Raw genomic sequence first — 16215 nt, 5'->3', positions numbered from 1 at the left:
AACAAAACCCGCGCGGCACTATAGCCGATCTGGGCCAGGAATCAGGGCCCCTTCGCCGGCAAGCCGGCTCCTACAGGGCTATGTAGGAGCCGGCTTGCCGGCGAACCGCGATCAGCGGTCATGGCTATCGCCATCATAGGTGGAGTCCCGGCGCCCGAGCCCCTAGAATCCCCCGACGCTTAAAGGAGACGACCCCATGCTGATGGTGATTTCACCCGCCAAGACCCTCGATTACGAAACACCGCCGGTCACCCAGCGCTTTACCCAGCCGCAATACCTCGACCACTCCCAGGAACTGATCCAGCAACTGCGGGAACTGAGCCCGGCGCAGATCAGCGAACTGATGCACGTGTCCGACAAGATCGGCGGGCTCAACGCCGCGCGTTTCGGCAGCTGGACCCCGGCCTTCACCCCGGACAACGCCAAGCAGGCGCTGCTGGCGTTCAAGGGCGACGTCTACACCGGGCTCAATGCCGAATCCTTGAGCGAAGCGGACTTCGACTACGCCCAGCAGCACCTGCGCATGCTCTCCGGCCTCTACGGCCTGCTGCGCCCCCTGGACCTGATGCAGCCCTACCGCCTGGAAATGGGCACCAAGCTGGCCAACGCCCGGGGCAAGGACCTGTACGCCTTCTGGGGCACCCGCATCAGTGAATGGCTGAACGAGGCCCTGGCCGATCAGGGCGACGACCTGCTGCTGAACCTGGCCTCCAACGAATACTTCTCGGCGGTCAAGCGCACCGCCCTGAACGCGCGGATCATCAACACCGAGTTCAAGGACCTGAAGAACGGCCAGTACAAGATCATCAGCTTCTACGCCAAGAAGGCCCGGGGCCTGATGAGCCGTTTCGTCATCCAGGAACGCATCAACGACCCCGCCCAGCTCAAGCAATTCGACGTCCAGGGCTACCGCTTCAGCGCGGAGCAATCCAAAGCCGACAACCTGGTGTTCCTGCGCGACCACGCACCGGAATAAAGCGTTCCCCTGCCGCGCTCGTTACCACCTGGCGAGCGCGCCAGAATGTGATCACCCGCACATTCCCCGCCTTCAATAAGCCATTTTTTTGGCGCGACAGAACTTTCCGCGTTTTGCATAACTTTTATTTCACTCGACAGCGCTGAATTTTTTCAGTAGTGGCACCACTTTTTTTATTCGGTAGTGGCACAAAACTATCTACGCAGTTCAACTCCCCACAACTAAAGGCCCAAACCTTAAGTGCTATCAGTTTGAAAGTAGTGCCATCTTTCTCAATATTTCAAGAAATTTCGCAAAACAGGATGAGCGGGCCGGAACTATGCCCGCGGACACCGCTCATACCACCGGTAACGATTCTCAACGAGCTTGTAAGAGATGACTTACACGGACTCAGCTGAAACTAATCAAGTTGCGTCCCCCTTTGACCAATGAGTCACAAACTTTAACTAAAGGGTAAACAACAGGAGATAAGGCAGCACAACTATCCCCTAACGAGCCAAGGAACAGCTGGCCTTCAAGGGCCGCGAGAACCAACTGAAAAGCCCGTGTTACGTGGCCTTCAGCCATCCCAAGGATAGCGGATGGTTTTTCTCGCGAACCCTGCAGCAGGAGCCGCCGGCAACATTCAAGGGCAAATCAGAACAACAAGGATCGGTTGCGCACAACTTGAGTGCACTTATTTAGACACTCGGAACTTAGTCTGCCTGCACGCGGCCCTACAACGTACTTCGTTGTACTTCCGAGTGCGCAATAACAGCTGGCAAACATTAACTCCGGCCATCTAATGGCGTGAATAACACAGAGGTAAATGCGATGCGCATCAGCATATTTGGTTTGGGTTACGTCGGTGCAGTCTGTGCCGGTTGCCTGTCCGCACGGGGCCACGAAGTGGTTGGCGTAGATATTTCGAAAGAGAAGATCGACCTGATCAACGCCGGTAAATCGCCGATCGTTGAACCGGGTCTGGGTGAACTTCTGGCGCAAGGTATCCAGACCGCTCGTCTGCGCGGCACCACCAACTTCGCCGAAGCCATCCGCGATACCGACCTGTCGATGATCTGCGTCGGTACCCCGAGCAAGAAGAACGGCGACCTGGAACTGGACTACATCGAATCGGTGTGCCGCGAGATCGGTTTCGTCCTGCGCGACAAGGCCACCCGCCACACCATCGTGGTGCGCAGCACGGTGCTGCCGGGCACGGTGAAGAACGTGGTGATCCCGATTCTCGAAGACTGCTCGGGCAAGAAGGCCGGGGTGGATTTCGGCGTCGCGGTGAACCCGGAGTTCCTGCGTGAAAGCACCGCGATCAAGGACTACGACTTCCCGCCCATGACCGTGATCGGCCAGTTCGACCAGGCCTCCGGCGATGTGCTGCAAGCGCTGTACGAAGAACTCGACGCACCGATCATCCGCAAGGACATCGAAGTCGCCGAGATGATCAAGTACACCTGCAACGTCTGGCACGCGACCAAGGTCACCTTCGCCAACGAGATCGGCAACATCGCCAAGGCAGTGGGCGTCGACGGCCGCGAAGTGATGGACGTGGTCTGCCAGGACAAGACCCTCAACCTGTCCCAGTACTACATGCGCCCGGGCTTCGCCTTCGGTGGCTCCTGCCTGCCCAAGGACGTGCGCGCCCTGACCTACCGCGCCAGCTCCCTGGACATCGAGGCGCCGCTGCTCAACTCGCTGATGCGCAGCAACGAATCCCAGGTGCAGAACGCCTTCGACATCGTCTCCAGCCACGACAAGCGCAAGGTCGCCCTGCTCGGCCTGAGCTTCAAGGCCGGTACCGACGACCTGCGCGAGAGCCCGCTGGTGGAACTGGCGGAAATGCTCATCGGCAAGGGCTTCGACCTGAGCATCTACGACAGCAACGTCGAGTACGCCCGGGTCCACGGCGCCAACAAGGACTACATCGAGTCGAAGATCCCCCACGTCTCGTCCCTGCTCAACTCGGACTTCGACGCGGTGATCGGCAACTCCGACCTGATCATCCTCGGCAACCGCGACGAGAAGTTCCGCGCCCTGGCCGAACACGTGCCTGACGGCAAGCAGGTCATCGACCTGGTGGGCTTCATGGCCAAGGCCACCAGCAGCAAGGGCCGTACCGAAGGCATCTGCTGGTAAAGCAGCGGCAAGCTTCAAGCTTCAAGCCGTAAGCAAGAGCTCCACGCTTGGAACTTGCGGCTTGGAGCTTGCAACTGATTTTAGGATGCAGATTATGCACAGGCTAAAGCACGGCCTGCTTCAGGCCGCCGGTTGGCTGTTTTACTCGAGTTTGCTGATGGGCATGGCCTTGCTCCTGCCCGCCTCGACCTTCGACTCGCAATCCAAGGACTTCATTTTCCTGATTGGCGCCGTGGGCATCTGGCGCTACTCCATGGGCGCCACGCACTTCGTGCGCGGCATGCTGTTTCTCTACGTGGTCTACCCGCACCTGCGGCGCAAGGTGCGCAAGCTCGGCAGCGCGGCCGACCCGTCCCACGTATTCCTGATGGTCACCAGCTTTCGCATCGACGCGCTGACCACCGCCCAGGTCTACGGCTCGGTGATCCGCGAAGCCATCGACTGCGGCTTCCCCACCACCGTGGTCTGCTCGATCGTGGAGATGTCCGACGAGCTGCTGGTGAAAAGCCTGTGGGCACGGATGAACCCGCCGGAGCGGGTCAAGCTGGACTTCGTGCGCATCCCCGGCACCGGCAAGCGTGACGGCCTGGCCTTCGGTTTCCGCGCCATCTCCCGCCACCTGCCGGACAGCCGGGCCGTGGTGGCGGTGATCGACGGCGACACCGTGCTCGGCGAAGGCGTGGTGCGCAAGACCGTGCCCTGGTTCCAGCTGTTCGGCAATGTCGGCGGCCTGACCACCAACGAATTCTGCGAAGTGCGCGGCGGCTACGTCATGAGCGAATGGCACAAGCTGCGCTTCGCCCAGCGCCACATCAACATGTGCTCCATGGCCCTGTCCAAGCGCGTGCTGACCATGACCGGGCGCATGTCGGTGTTCCGCGCCAGCGTGGTCACCGACCCGGACTTCATCGCCGACGTCGAAAGCGACTCCCTGCAACACTGGCGCCTGGGCCGCTTCAAATTCCTCACCGGCGACGACAAGTCCAGCTGGTACAGCCTGATGCGCCTGGGCTACGACACCTTCTACGTGCCCGACGCGGCGATCAACACTGTGGAACACCCGCCGGAAAAGAGCTTCATCAAGGCCAGCCGCAAACTGATGTTCCGCTGGTACGGCAACAACCTGCGGCAGAACGCCCGGGCCCTGGGCCTGGGGATCAAGCGCCTGGGACTGTTCACCAGCGTGGTGCTGTTCGACCAGCGCGTGTCGATGTGGACCTCGCTGCTGGGCCTGACCGTGGCCATCATCGCCAGCGTCAAGTACGGCACCGCCTTCCTCCTGGCCTACCTGCTGTGGATCGGCATCACCCGGCTGATCCTGACCCTGCTGCTGTCCTGCTCGGGGCACCACATCGGCCCGGCCTACCCCTTGATCCTCTATTACAACCAGATCGTCGGCGCGCTGGTGAAGATCTACGTGTTCTTCCGCCTCGACCAGCAATCCTGGACCCGCCAGGACACCAAACTGACCCGTGATCTCGCCAGCTTTCAACGTTGGTTCAACACCTGGTCGTCTCGAACCATGACCTTCTCCGCCGGCAGCGTATTCGTCGCCGTGCTGCTGCTGATGGTCTGACCCGACTTGCCTGAATTAACTAGGAAATCGACTCTATGAACACCGCCGTGAACGTCAACGTAGTGCATGAATCCGAAGCCCAACGCCAGCACGCCCGGGTCAAGATCCCGGCCAAGCTGCGCTTCTTCGGCAACGAGGCCAAGCCGCTGGAAGTGCGGGTCCACGATCTCTCCGCCGGCGGCCTGAGCTTCAACGCCGGGCAGCAGATGCTGACCGTGGGTGCCGTGCACAAGGGCCGCCTGCAATTTGTCATCGACAACCTCGGCCTGGCCATGGATGTGGAGCTGCAAATTCGCTCCTTCGATCGCCAGAGCGGCCGCGTCGGTTGCCAGTTCCAGAACCTGGAGCCCCAGGACATCTCCACCCTGCGCCACCTGATCACCTCGCACCTGGCCGGCGACATCGTCAGCATGGGCGACGTGCTCGCCACCCTGCAGCGGGACAACTTCACCAAGGCGCGCAAGGTCAAGGACAGCGGCAGCGGCATGAGCGCCATGGGCCGCCTGCGGGCAGTGACCTTCAGCGCCGGGATCTTCGTGGTGGGCCTGGCCGCCTTCGGCTTCGTGCTCAAGTCGGTGTACGGCATGTACTTCGTCAGCCACGCCCAGGCCGGCTTGGTCAGCGTCCCGGGGATGAACGTCACCATGCCCCGCGATGGCACCGTGCAAAGCCTGGTGCAGATCGATGGCGCCGTGGCCAAGGGCGCGCCCCTGGCCAGCTTCAGCACCAGCATGCTCGACGTGCTCAAGGGCCACCTGGACGAAAACCAGCTGCAACCGGCCAAGGTCGAGGAACTGTTCGGCAAGCAGATGACCGGCACCCTGACCTCCCCCTGCGACTGCACCGTGGCCCAGCAACGGGTGGCCGACGGTCAGTACGCGAGCAAGGGCGACGTGATCTTCCAACTGGTGCCCCGCAACAGCCAGGCCAATGTCGAGGCACGTTTCTCCTATCGCCAGTTCGGCGACGTGCGCCCGGGCACCCAGGTCAACTTCCAGATCGCCGGCGAGGATGAAATGCGCACCGGCACCATCGTCAGCAGCACCAGCCTCAACAGCGATGACCTGTCCTCCGACATCCGCGTGCAGATCAAGCCCGACGCGCCTCTGAGCAGCGCCTTCGCCGGTCGCCCGGTGGAAGTCAGCAGCGACCGCGGCCCATCGATGAACTGGCTGATCGACAAAGCCATGGCCGCGGGTCTGTAACCATGACAGTGCCTACCCAGCTCTCTGTAGCCGCTGCCGCAGGCTGCGCCCGGCCGCGCAGCGGACGCAACCCGGCCAGCTCGATGCCCCCCGAAAACCAGCACGAGCGCTGCGCGCTCGATCGCAGCCTGCGGCAGCGGCTACAGGGTTCGGTGTTGCCCTTGGTCGCCGCCCTGGCCCTGGCCGGTTGCGCCGGCCTGCCGGACCAGCGCCTGGCCAACGAAGCCCTGAAGCGCGGCGACACCGCCCTGGCCCAGCAGAACTACCGGCAACTGGCGGACCTGGGCTACAGCGAGGCGCAAGTGGGCCTGGCCGACATCCAGGTGGAAAGCCGCGACCCGGCGCAGATCAAGCAGGCCGAGGCCACCTATCGCGCCGCAGCCGATGTGTCGCCCCGGGCCCAGGCGCGCCTGGGCCGCCTGTTGGTGGCCAAGCCCGGTTCCACCGAGGCCGAGCAGCACGAAGCCGAAGGCCTGTTGAAAAAAGCCTTTGCCAACGGTGAAGGCAACACCCTGATTCCCCTGGCGATGCTGTACCTGCAATACCCCCACAGCTTCCCCAACGTCGACGCCCAGCGGCAGATCAGCCAATGGCGCAGCGCCGGTTACCCGGAAGCCGGCCTGGCCCAGGTGCTGCTGTACCGCACCCAAGGCACCTACGACCAGCACCTGGCCGAGGTGGAAAGCATCTGCAAGGCCGCGCTCAACAGCACCGACATCTGCTACGTGGAACTGGCCACCGTTTATCAAAAACGCGGCCAGCCGGAGCAACAGGCCGAGCTGCTCAAGCAGCTGCAGGCCGGCTACAGCCGTGGCACGGTCAGCGCCCAGCGCGTCGACAGCGTGGCCCGGGTGCTGGGCGATGCCAGCCTCGGCAAGCCGGATGAAAAAACCGCCCAGGCCCTGCTGGAACAGGTCGCTCCGGGTTACCCGGCGTCCTGGGTCAGCCTGGCCCAACTGCTCTACGACTTCCCCGAACTGGGTGACGTCGACAAGATGATGCAGTACCTGGACAACGGCCGCGCCGCCGACCAGCCCCGCGCCGAACTGCTGCTGGGCAAGCTCTACTACGAAGGCAAATGGGTGCCGGCCGACGCCAAGGTCGCCGAAGCACACTTCCAGAAAGCCGTGGGCCGCGAAGTGGCTGCCGACTATTACCTCGGCCAGATCTACCGCCGTGGCTACCTGGGCCAGGTCTACCCACAAAAGGCCCTGGACCACCTGCTGACCGCCGCGCGCAACGGCCAGAACAGCGCCGACTTCGCCATTGCCCAGTTGTTCTCCCAGGGCCGCGGCACCCAGCCCAACCCAGTCAACGCCTACGTCTTCAGCCAACTGGCGAAGGTCCAGGACACACCGCAGGCCAACGAACTGGCGCAACAACTGGAAAGCCAATTGCCGCCTGCACAGCGCGCCGAAGCCCAACGCCTGCTGCAACAAGAGCAGGCCGTGCGTGGGGCCTTGAGCCAGAACGCGCTGCAACTGCACGCCCTGCAAGAAGAAGACGGCGAGGAAACCCTATGACGCTCCCCCCACTCAATCCAACTCCTGTAGCCGCTGCCGCAGGCTGCCATCGAGCGCAAAGCGCTCGCCACACCAGCCCCCGCCAATCGCGGCCGCTGCGCGACCGGGCGCAGCCTGCGGCAGCGGCTACAGGCAAGCGTTTCAGCCTGTCGAAGCTGGGCATGGCCCTGGGCTTTGCCATGCTCTGGTCCAACCCGACCCTGGCCGCCCTCACCGACACCAAGAACTTCGGCCTGGAAGTGAAGATCACCGGCCAGTCCGAGGACGACCGCGACCTGGGCACCCAGCGCGGTGGCGACGTCAACGGCGTCGGCCTCGACCTGCGGCCCTGGGTCTACGGCGAAAGCGGTGCCTGGAGCGCCTACGCCATGGGCCAGGCGGTGACCGCCAGCGACGTGATCGAAACCGACACCCTGCAACAGTCCAGCGACGACGCCAGCCAGCAATCGAGCAACGACGACCGCAAGACCAAGAAGAGCTACCTGGCGATGCGCGAGTTCTGGATCGGCTACAGCGGCTTCACCGCCTACCCCGGCGAGCAGTTGAAGTTCGGTCGCCAGCGCCTGCGCAACGACGACGGGCAATGGCGCGACACCAATATCGAGGCGCTGAACTGGACCTTCGACACCACCCTGCTGCGGGCCAACGTCGGCGTCGCCGAGCGCTTCAGCGAATACCGCACCGACCTCAAGGAACTGGCGCCCAAGGACAAGGACCGCCTGCACCTGTACGCCGACGCCGCCTACCAGTGGACCCCCGGCCAGTGGGTGGGCATCCGCGCCCACCACACCCATGACGACGGCAAGCTCGACTATGCCCAGCCCGGCGTGGCCAGCGACCCGCTGGACAAGAAGCAGAACGGCGACCTGACCTGGCTAGGCCTGGAAGCCAACAGCGACGCCTTTAACTGGCGCAACACCAATACCGTCAACTACTGGGCCAGCCTCACCGGCATGCGCGGCGACCGCGACAGGGTCAACCCGCTGAACGCCGACGGCAGCCGCCCGACCCAGGCCAAGCGCGGCGACAACCTCGACGGCTGGGCCACCGACCTGGGCGTGCGCCTGCGCCTGGACCCGAACTGGCAAGTCGGCGCCGCCTACGCCCGGGCCAGCGGCGACTACGAGCAGAACGGCCTGCAAAGCAACCGCTCCAACTACACCGGCACCCGCTCCCGGGTGCACCGCTTCGGCGAAGCCTTCCGTGGCGAAATGAACAACACCCAGAGCGCCACCCTGTTCGGCTCCTGGATGCTCAACGATGAATACGACGCCAGCCTGATCTACCACAAGTTCTGGCGCGTGGACGGCAACAAGCCGGTGGGCAGCAACGGCATCAACGCCGTGGACAACGACTATGACGGCAACGGCAACCTGCTCTCCAGCACCGCGCTGCCCCTGCAGGACGGCAAGAAAGACTTGGGGCAGGAAATGGACCTGGTGGTCACCAAGTACTTCAAGCAAGGCCTGTTGCCGGCGGCCCTGAGCCAGTCCATCGATGAGCCGTCGGCCCTGGTGCGTTTTCGTGGCGGCGTGTTCAAGCCCGGCGACGCCTATGGCAAAGACGTCGACTCGTACATGCACCGCGCCTTTATCGACGTGATCTGGCGCTTCTGATGCGAACCGCGAAGGGAGTGCCCGAAATGAACTGCTACCCCATGAACAGCCCCGCTGCGAAAGGCGCCATCAGCCTGTTGGCGGGCGCTCTGTTGCTGGCCAGCAGCTCGGCGTTCGCCACTGTCGAGCCGGCCAAGGCGCCGATCATCGCCAAGGGCCTGCAGCAGGCCAAGACCTACACCGTCAGCAGCGCGCCCACCGAGCCCCTGGCCCTGGCCAAGCCGACCCTGCCGGACCTGTCCGGCTACACCGCCGAAGCCGTCGCGGCGAAGATCGTGCGCAGCAAGCCGGGCAAGATCAGCGTGCGCCGGATGATGCAGGAAGACGCCCTGAAAGACTTCATCGGCGGCGACAACAAGATGGCCGAATGGGTGGTGCGCCAGCACGGCATCCCCCAGGCGATCTTCATCGACGACGGTTACATCAACCTCAAGCAACTGGTGGGCAAACTGCCCAAGCAGTACATCAGCGAGACGGCGCCCGGGGTCTACCTGGCCCGGGTGCCGATCGTCGTCGGCCGCCACGGCATCCTCGACATCGACAAGCAGACCCAGGAGCTGCGCCTGTCCCAGGAGGGCGGCGCGTTCCTGGTCAACGACGGCCAGCTGTTCGTGCGTGACACCAAAGTCACCGGCTGGCGCGAGCAGGACAACGGCCCGGCGAGCTTCCGTTCGCCCAAGGAATTCCGCCCGTTCCTGCTGGCCTGGGGCGGCACCGAGACCTACATCGTCAACAGCACGATGGCCAGCTTCGGCTACGCCAATTCCAAGTCCTACGGGGTGAGCATTTCCCAGTACACGCCGAACATGGCCAAGGTGCTCAAGCGCCCCGAGCCCACCGGCTGGATCATCGGCTCGACCTTCTCCGACATGTGGTACGGCTTCTACTGCTACGAAACCCGGGATTTCGTGCTCAAGGGCAACACCTACAAGGACAACATCGTCTACGGCATCGACCCCCACGACCGTTCCCACGGCCTGATCATTGCCGACAACACCGTCCACGGCACCAAGAAGAAGCACGGCATCATCATTTCCCGGGAAGTGAACGACAGCTTCATCTTCAACAACCGCAGCTTCGACAACCACCTCTCGGGGCTGGTGATCGACCGTAACAGCGTCAACAACCTGATCGCCTACAACGAGATCTACCGCAACCACAGCGACGGCATCACCCTCTACGAGAGTGCCGACAACCTGATCTACGCCAACAAGGTGATCAGCAACCGCCGCCACGGCATCCGCATTCGCAACAGCGTGAACATCCGCCTGTACGAAAACATCGCCATGGCCAACGGCCTGACCGGGGTCTACGGCCACATCAAGGACCTGTCCGACACCGACCGCGACATCAAGCTCGACCCGTTCGACGCCCAGGTGTCGCTGATCGTGGTCGGCGGCGAGCTGGCGGCCAACGGCAGCGGGCCGATGTCCATCGACTCGCCCCTGAGCGTGGAGCTGTACCGGGTGTCGATGCTGGCGCCGACCAAAAGCAGCGGCATCAGCTTCTCCGGGGTCCTGGGCGAGCGCCAGGACGAAATTCTCGACCTGCTGGTGCGCCAGCAGAAGGCCGTGCTGATCGACCCCGTCGAACGCCAGACCGAAATGCGCGATTGAGGATGACTTGCATGCACCCACACTGGATCAAACTCCTGGGCCTGTCGGCCCTGACCGCGGGGATACTCGCCGCCAGCGCCGGCGCCCGCGCCGATGCGGCCAGCGCTGCGAGCGCCGCGCCCAGCTTCAAGGCCGAGCCGTGCTGCAACCTGTGCCCGGCCGCCCACGACGCGAAGAACTACGTGACCCGCTACCAGCAGAACTTCACCACCCTGGTGCAAGCCCAGGGCGACTGGCTGTTCCGTACCCAGGAAGATTTGCGCACCGAGTTCAACACCACGCCTGAAGGCTACCGCCGCCTCAAGCAGCTGCACGAAGCCTTCAAGAGCAAGGGCGTGGAACTGGTGCTGGTGTACCAGCCGACCCGCGGCCTGGTGAACCGCAACAAGCTCAACCCGGAACAGAAAGCCCGCTTCGACTACGACAAGGCGCTGAACAACTACAAGGCCATGCTCGGGCGCTTCGCCCAGATGGGCTACGTGGTGCCGGACCTGTCGCCGCTGACCAACGAACAACTGCCCGAGACCCTGCCGGCCCACGACTTCTACTTCCGCGGCGACCAGCACTGGACCCCTTACGGCGCCCAGCGCACGGCGAAGATCGTCGCCGACAAGGTCAAGCAACTGCCGGCCTTCGCCGACATTCCCCGGCGCGAATTCGAGACCCACAAGTCCGGGCGCATGGGCAAGACCGGCACCCTGCACAACATGGCCGGGCAGCTGTGCGGCACCAGCTACGCCATCCAGTACATGGATCAGTTCACCACCGAGCCCAAGGGCGAGGCCGGCGACGGCGACCTGTTCGGTGATTCCGGCAACCCGCAGATCACCCTGGTGGGCACCAGCCACAGCGGCAAGAACTACAACTTCGCCGGCTTCCTCGAAGAGGCCATCGGCGCCGACATTCTCAACGTTGCCTTCCCCGGCGGCGGCCTGGAAGGCTCGATGCTGCAGTACCTGGGCAGCGACGAATTCCAGAAGTCCCCGCCAAAGATCCTGATCTGGGAATTCTCGCCGCTGTACCGCCTGGACCAGGAAACCATCTACCGGCAGATGATGGCCCTGCTGGACAACGGCTGCGAAGGCAAGGACCCGCAGATGAGCGCCAGCACCACCCTCAAGCCGGGCAAGAACGAATTGCTGGTCAACAGCAAGAACCTGGACCTGCGCAACAGCGGCCATCAGGTCGACATCCGCTTCGCCGACCCTTCGGTGAAAACCCTGCAAGCCACCCTCTGGTACATGAACGGCCGCCACGAGGACATCAAGATCGAAAAACCGGAAACGTCCGACACCGACGGGCGCTTCGCCTTCGAACTGCGCACCGATGAAGACTGGGCCTCGCAGAACCTGCTGGCGGTGGAGATCCAGGGCCCGGAAGCGGGCACTGCCGGGCAGAAGGTCGAAGCGAAAATTTGCAAACGCAACGTATTCCCGAGCGCCGAGCAACGCACCGCGCAGATCGGGCAATGAGGTTACCTATGCAAAGCACACAGCTGAAACGCCTGTTGATACCCAGCCTGCTGGGGCTGGCCATGCTCACCGGCAGCGCCCAGGCCGCAGCGCCGCTGCGTCCGCCCCAGGGCTATTACGCCCCGGTGGACAAGTTCAAGAGCGCTGACGACAGCGAAGGCTGCGACGCCATGCCCGCGCCCTACACCGGCGCCCTGCAGTTTCGCAGCAAGTACGAAGGCTCGGACAAGGCCCGGGCCACCCTCAACGTGCAGTCCGAACAGGCCTTTCGCGACACCACCGCGGACATCACCAAGATCGAGCGCGGCACCAGCAAGCGGGTCATGCAGTTCATGCGCGACGGCCGCCCGGAGCAACTGGACTGCACCCTCGCCTGGCTCAGCGCCTGGGCCCAGGCCGACGCGCTGATGTCCAAGGACTTCAACCACACCGGCAAGTCGATGCGCAAATGGGCCCTGGGCAGCATGGCCTCGGCCTACCTGCGGCTGAAGTTCTCCGACTCCCACCCCCTGGCCACCCACCAGGAACAGGCGCAGAAGATCGAGGCCTGGTTCAGCAAGATGGCCGACCAGGTGGTCAGCGACTGGGACAACCTGCCCCTGGACAAGACCAACAACCACTCCTACTGGGCCGCCTGGTCGGTGATGGCCACCGCCGTGGCCACCAACCGCCGCGACCTGTTCGACTGGGCCGTGAAGGAATACAAGGTCGGCGCCAACCAGGTCGACGCCGACGGCTTTTTACCCAACGAACTCAAGCGCCAGCAACGGGCCCTGGCCTATCACAACTACGCCCTGCCGCCCTTGGCGATGATCGCCAGCTTCGCCCAGGTCAACGGCGTCGACCTGCGCCAGGAAAACAACGGCGCGCTCAAGCGCCTGGGCGAGCGAGTGCTGGCTGGGGTGAAAGACCCGGACACCTTCGAGCAGAAAAACGGCAAGCAGCAGGACATGACCGACCTCAAGGTCGACTCCAAATTCGCCTGGCTGGAACCCTACTGCAGCCTCTACACCTGCGCCCCGGATGTCTTGGAACGCAAGCACAAGATGCAGCCGTTCAAGACCTTCCGCCTGGGCGGCGACCTGACCAAGGTCTACGACCCGACCCACGAAAAAGGCAACAAGGGCCCGTAACAGCAACACCTGTCGCCACTGCCGAGGCACGAGGCTGCGACGCGGTCCAAAGGACCGCCGCCGGGGGCCACTTTGCAGCCCATCGCCGCCTCGTACCTCGGCAGCGGCGACAGAGAGCGTCATGCATGCAATACGCCCCCCGTGGTTTTTCACGGGGGGGTTTGGGGGGGCTGCGGCCTCTGACTATTGGTTAAACATGGAGAGATCGGGATGGTTTTCTCATCCAATGTGTTCCTGTTCCTGTTCCTGCCGATCTTTCTCGGCTTGTACTACTTGAGCGGGCAACGCTATCGCAACCTGCTGCTGCTGATCGCCAGCTACGTGTTCTACGCCTGGTGGCGCGTGGACTTCCTGGCGCTGTTCGTCGGGGTCACCCTGTGGAACTACTGGATCGGCCTGAAAGTCGGCGCCGCCGGTGTGCGCACCAAACCCGCCCAGCGCTGGCTGCTGCTGGGGGTGGCGGTGGACCTGTGCATCCTCGGCTACTTCAAGTACGCCAACTTCGGCGTCGACAGCCTCAACGCCATCATGACCTCCATGGGCCTGGAGCCGTTCATCCTGACCCACGTGCTGTTGCCGATCGGCATCTCGTTCTACATCTTCGAGTCCATCAGCTACATCATCGACGTCTACCGCGGCGACACCCCGGCCACCCGCAACCTGATCGATTTCGCGGCGTTCGTGGCGATCTTCCCGCACCTGATCGCCGGCCCCGTGCTGCGCTTTCGCGACCTGGCGGACCAGTTCAACCACCGCACCCACACCCTGGACAAGTTCTCCGAAGGCTGCACCCGCTTCATGCAGGGCTTCATCAAGAAAGTGTTCATCGCCGACACCCTGGCGGTGGTCGCCGACCATTGCTTCGCCCTGCAAAACCCCACCACGGGCGACGCCTGGCTCGGCGCCCTGGCCTATACCGCGCAGCTGTACTTCGACTTCTCCGGCTACAGCGACATGGCCATCGGCCTGGGCTTGATGATGGGTTTTCGCTTCATGGAAAACTTCAAGCAGCCCTACATCAGCCAGTCGATCACCGAGTTCTGGCGGCGCTGGCACATCAGCCTGTCCACCTGGCTGCGGGACTACCTGTACATCACCCTGGGCGGCAACCGCAAAGGCACCCTGATCACCTACCGCAACCTGTTCCTGACCATGCTCCTGGGCGGCCTGTGGCACGGCGCCAACTTCACCTACATCGTCTGGGGTGCCTGGCACGGCATGTGGCTGGCCATCGAAAAGGCCCTGGGCATCAACACCACGCCGCGCAGCCTGAACCCGATCCGCTGGGCCCTGACCTTCCTGCTGGTGGTGATGGGTTGGGTGATCTTCCGCGCCGAGAACCTGCACGTGGCCGGGCGCATGTACGGCGCCATGTTCAGCTTTGGCGACTGGTCGCTGTCGGAACTCAACCGCGCCAGCCTCACCGGCCTGCAAGTGGCGACCCTGGTCCTGGCCTACGCCACCCTGGCGTTCTTCGGCCTGCGTGACCTGTACCGCAACCCGGCACCGGTCAAGGCCAAGCCCGACGTCGCTACCCCCGCCGACGGCCCGGCCAGCGCCCAGCCCGGCCTGATCAAGGCAGTGCCCGGGGACACTCCCGGCAGCATTCACCAGCCGGGCTACATCGTCGGCACCGAGGCCCAGGTGCAACCGGCCTACTGGAGCGCCGACTGGTCGCGCTACGTGATGCGCGCCCTGGTGCTGCTGCTGTTCATCGCCTCGATTCTCAAACTCTCGGCGCAAAGCTTCTCGCCGTTCCTTTACTTCCAGTTCTGAGGGATCTGCCCATGACCCGCTCATTACGTGTGTTCTACATCGCCCTGTTCCTGGTGACCCTACTGGTGCTGGGGCTGTGGTCGGTGCGCAGCTTCTTCGGCTTTAGCACCAACAATGACGCCACCGTGCTCAACGGACGCTGGGCCAAGGCCGTGGAAACCCACTACGACGACCAGTTCCCGATCAAGCGCCTGGGCACCAACCTGTGGGCCGCCCTGGACTTCAAGCTGTTCAACGAAGGCCGCCCCGGGGTGGTGCTGGGCCGCGACCAGTGGCTGTACAGCGATGAAGAGTTCAACCCGGTGGTCAACGAGGAGCTCAACCTGCAAGGCAACTACGCCCTGGTGGAAGGCGTGCGCCAGACCTTGAAAGAGCACGGAGTGAAACTGGTGATGGCCATCATTCCGGCCAAGGCGCGCCTGTACCCGGAGCACCTGGACGAGGTACGTCCGGCGCGGATTCACGCCAACCTCTACCAGGACTTCCACGCCCGGGTCGCCGCCAACAAGATCCTCGCCCCCGACCTGCTGGGGCCCCTGCGACAGGCCAAGCAACAGGGCCAGCAAGTGTTCCTGCGTACCGACACCCACTGGACCCCGGCCGGCGCCGAAGTCGTCGCTCGCCAGTTGGCCCAGGCCATCGCCGCCAAGACCCCGCTCAGCGGTCCGCCACAACGCTTCGTCACCCAAACCCAGGAGACCGTGAAGCACCAGGGCGACCTGCGGCGCTTCCTGCCCCTGGACCCGCTGTTCGACAACCTGATGCCCGCCGAAGAGCCCCTGCAAAAGCGCGTGACCCGGGCCAGCGAGGAACAGCCGGCCGCCGACGACGCACTGTTCGCCGACCACGAAGTGCCGGTGACCCTGGTGGGCACCAGCTACAGCGCCAACCCCAACTGGAACTTCGTCGGCGCCCTGAAACAGGCCCTGCACAGCGACGTGCTGAGCTACGCCGAGGACGGCCACGGCCCGATCCTGCCGATGCTCAGCTACCTGAAAAGCGACGACTTCAAGAACCACCCGCCCCAGGTGCTGATCTGGGAATTCCCTGAACGCTATCTGCCTGTGAACAACGAAATCGGCGACGCCGACCCGCAGTGGGTCGCAGAACTCAAGCAAGCCGGTGCACGCCAACAGAACCTAGCTGTCAACGCCAAATCCGAGACGCCCGACCGGGCGCAAAACTGAAAAAG

General features: G+C 63.6%; 11 protein-coding genes. All 11 read left to right on the top strand.

What is annotated here, in order from left to right; genetic code table 11:
* The first annotated feature begins 196 nt into the window (after positions 1–196).
* The 11 genes from yaaA (at position 197) to POS17_RS05090 (ending at position 16210) form a co-directional block, all read left to right on the top strand.
* Positions 197–976 (top strand): peroxide stress protein YaaA, encoded by a 780-nt coding sequence (yaaA, locus tag POS17_RS05140; RefSeq protein ID WP_060837637.1) that lies wholly within the window; start codon positions 197–199, stop codon positions 974–976.
* 813 nt (positions 977–1789) lie between these two features.
* Entirely contained in the window at positions 1790–3106 is a 1317-nt protein-coding gene (locus POS17_RS05135; protein ID WP_060837636.1) for a nucleotide sugar dehydrogenase, read from the top strand.
* Positions 3107–3200: 94 nt separating this feature from the next.
* Positions 3201–4682 carry a mannuronan synthase gene (gene alg8, locus POS17_RS05130; RefSeq protein WP_375136246.1) on the top strand — a complete coding sequence of 494 codons (1482 nt, stop codon included), beginning with the start codon at positions 3201–3203 and terminating at the stop codon, positions 4680–4682.
* 35 nt (positions 4683–4717) lie between these two features.
* Entirely contained in the window at positions 4718–5887 is a 1170-nt protein-coding gene (locus tag POS17_RS05125) for an alginate biosynthesis protein Alg44 (protein WP_060837634.1), read from the top strand.
* A gap of 83 nt (positions 5888–5970) precedes the next feature.
* Positions 5971–7410: an alginate biosynthesis TPR repeat lipoprotein AlgK gene (gene algK / locus POS17_RS05120; protein WP_231979045.1), complete on the top strand. Its 1440-nt coding sequence runs from the start codon at positions 5971–5973 to the stop codon at positions 7408–7410.
* A gap of 161 nt (positions 7411–7571) precedes the next feature.
* Positions 7572–9026, top strand: coding sequence for an alginate export family protein (locus POS17_RS05115; RefSeq protein ID WP_060837633.1), 1455 nt, complete (start codon positions 7572–7574; stop codon positions 9024–9026).
* Between the two features lie 41 nt (positions 9027–9067).
* Positions 9068–10642, top strand: coding sequence for a mannuronan 5-epimerase AlgG (gene algG, locus POS17_RS05110; RefSeq protein WP_442963165.1), 1575 nt, complete (start codon positions 9068–9070; stop codon positions 10640–10642).
* Positions 10643–10653: 11 nt separating this feature from the next.
* A complete protein-coding gene (locus tag POS17_RS05105) occupies positions 10654–12114 on the top strand; it encodes an alginate O-acetyltransferase (protein WP_060837631.1) in 1461 nt (486 codons plus the stop codon).
* A gap of 8 nt (positions 12115–12122) precedes the next feature.
* Positions 12123–13247, top strand: a complete 1125-nt coding sequence (locus tag POS17_RS05100; RefSeq protein ID WP_060837630.1) for a mannuronate-specific alginate lyase — start codon at positions 12123–12125, stop codon at positions 13245–13247.
* Between the two features lie 210 nt (positions 13248–13457).
* On the top strand, positions 13458–15023 hold the full coding sequence (locus POS17_RS05095) for an MBOAT family O-acyltransferase (protein WP_060837629.1): 1566 nt from the start codon (positions 13458–13460) through the stop codon (positions 15021–15023).
* A gap of 11 nt (positions 15024–15034) precedes the next feature.
* Complete coding sequence (locus POS17_RS05090) at positions 15035–16210, top strand: alginate O-acetyltransferase (protein WP_060837628.1); 1176 nt, start codon at positions 15035–15037, stop codon at positions 16208–16210.
* The last annotated feature ends 5 nt before the right edge of the window (positions 16211–16215 follow it).

The organism is Pseudomonas sp. Os17 (assembly GCF_001547895.1).
Classification (GTDB): domain Bacteria; phylum Pseudomonadota; class Gammaproteobacteria; order Pseudomonadales; family Pseudomonadaceae; genus Aquipseudomonas.
Note: the sequence above shows the minus strand (reverse complement) of the source record. Positions and strands in the feature narration are given on the sequence as shown.

Coding starts and splice junctions, on each gene's coding strand:
- POS17_RS05135 (WP_060837636.1), top strand. CDS start 1,790: ATGCGCATCAGCATATTTGGTTTGGGTTACGTCGGTGCAGTCTGTGCC.
- algG (WP_442963165.1), top strand. CDS start 9,068: ATGAACAGCCCCGCTGCGAAAGGCGCCATCAGCCTGTTGGCGGGCGCT.
- alg8 (WP_375136246.1), top strand. CDS start 3,201: ATGCACAGGCTAAAGCACGGCCTGCTTCAGGCCGCCGGTTGGCTGTTT.
- POS17_RS05125 (WP_060837634.1), top strand. CDS start 4,718: ATGAACACCGCCGTGAACGTCAACGTAGTGCATGAATCCGAAGCCCAA.
- algK (WP_231979045.1), top strand. CDS start 5,971: ATGCCCCCCGAAAACCAGCACGAGCGCTGCGCGCTCGATCGCAGCCTG.
- POS17_RS05090 (WP_060837628.1), top strand. CDS start 15,035: ATGACCCGCTCATTACGTGTGTTCTACATCGCCCTGTTCCTGGTGACC.
- POS17_RS05115 (WP_060837633.1), top strand. CDS start 7,572: ATGGCCCTGGGCTTTGCCATGCTCTGGTCCAACCCGACCCTGGCCGCC.
- POS17_RS05095 (WP_060837629.1), top strand. CDS start 13,458: ATGGTTTTCTCATCCAATGTGTTCCTGTTCCTGTTCCTGCCGATCTTT.
- yaaA (WP_060837637.1), top strand. CDS start 197: ATGCTGATGGTGATTTCACCCGCCAAGACCCTCGATTACGAAACACCG.
- POS17_RS05100 (WP_060837630.1), top strand. CDS start 12,123: ATGCAAAGCACACAGCTGAAACGCCTGTTGATACCCAGCCTGCTGGGG.
- POS17_RS05105 (WP_060837631.1), top strand. CDS start 10,654: ATGCACCCACACTGGATCAAACTCCTGGGCCTGTCGGCCCTGACCGCG.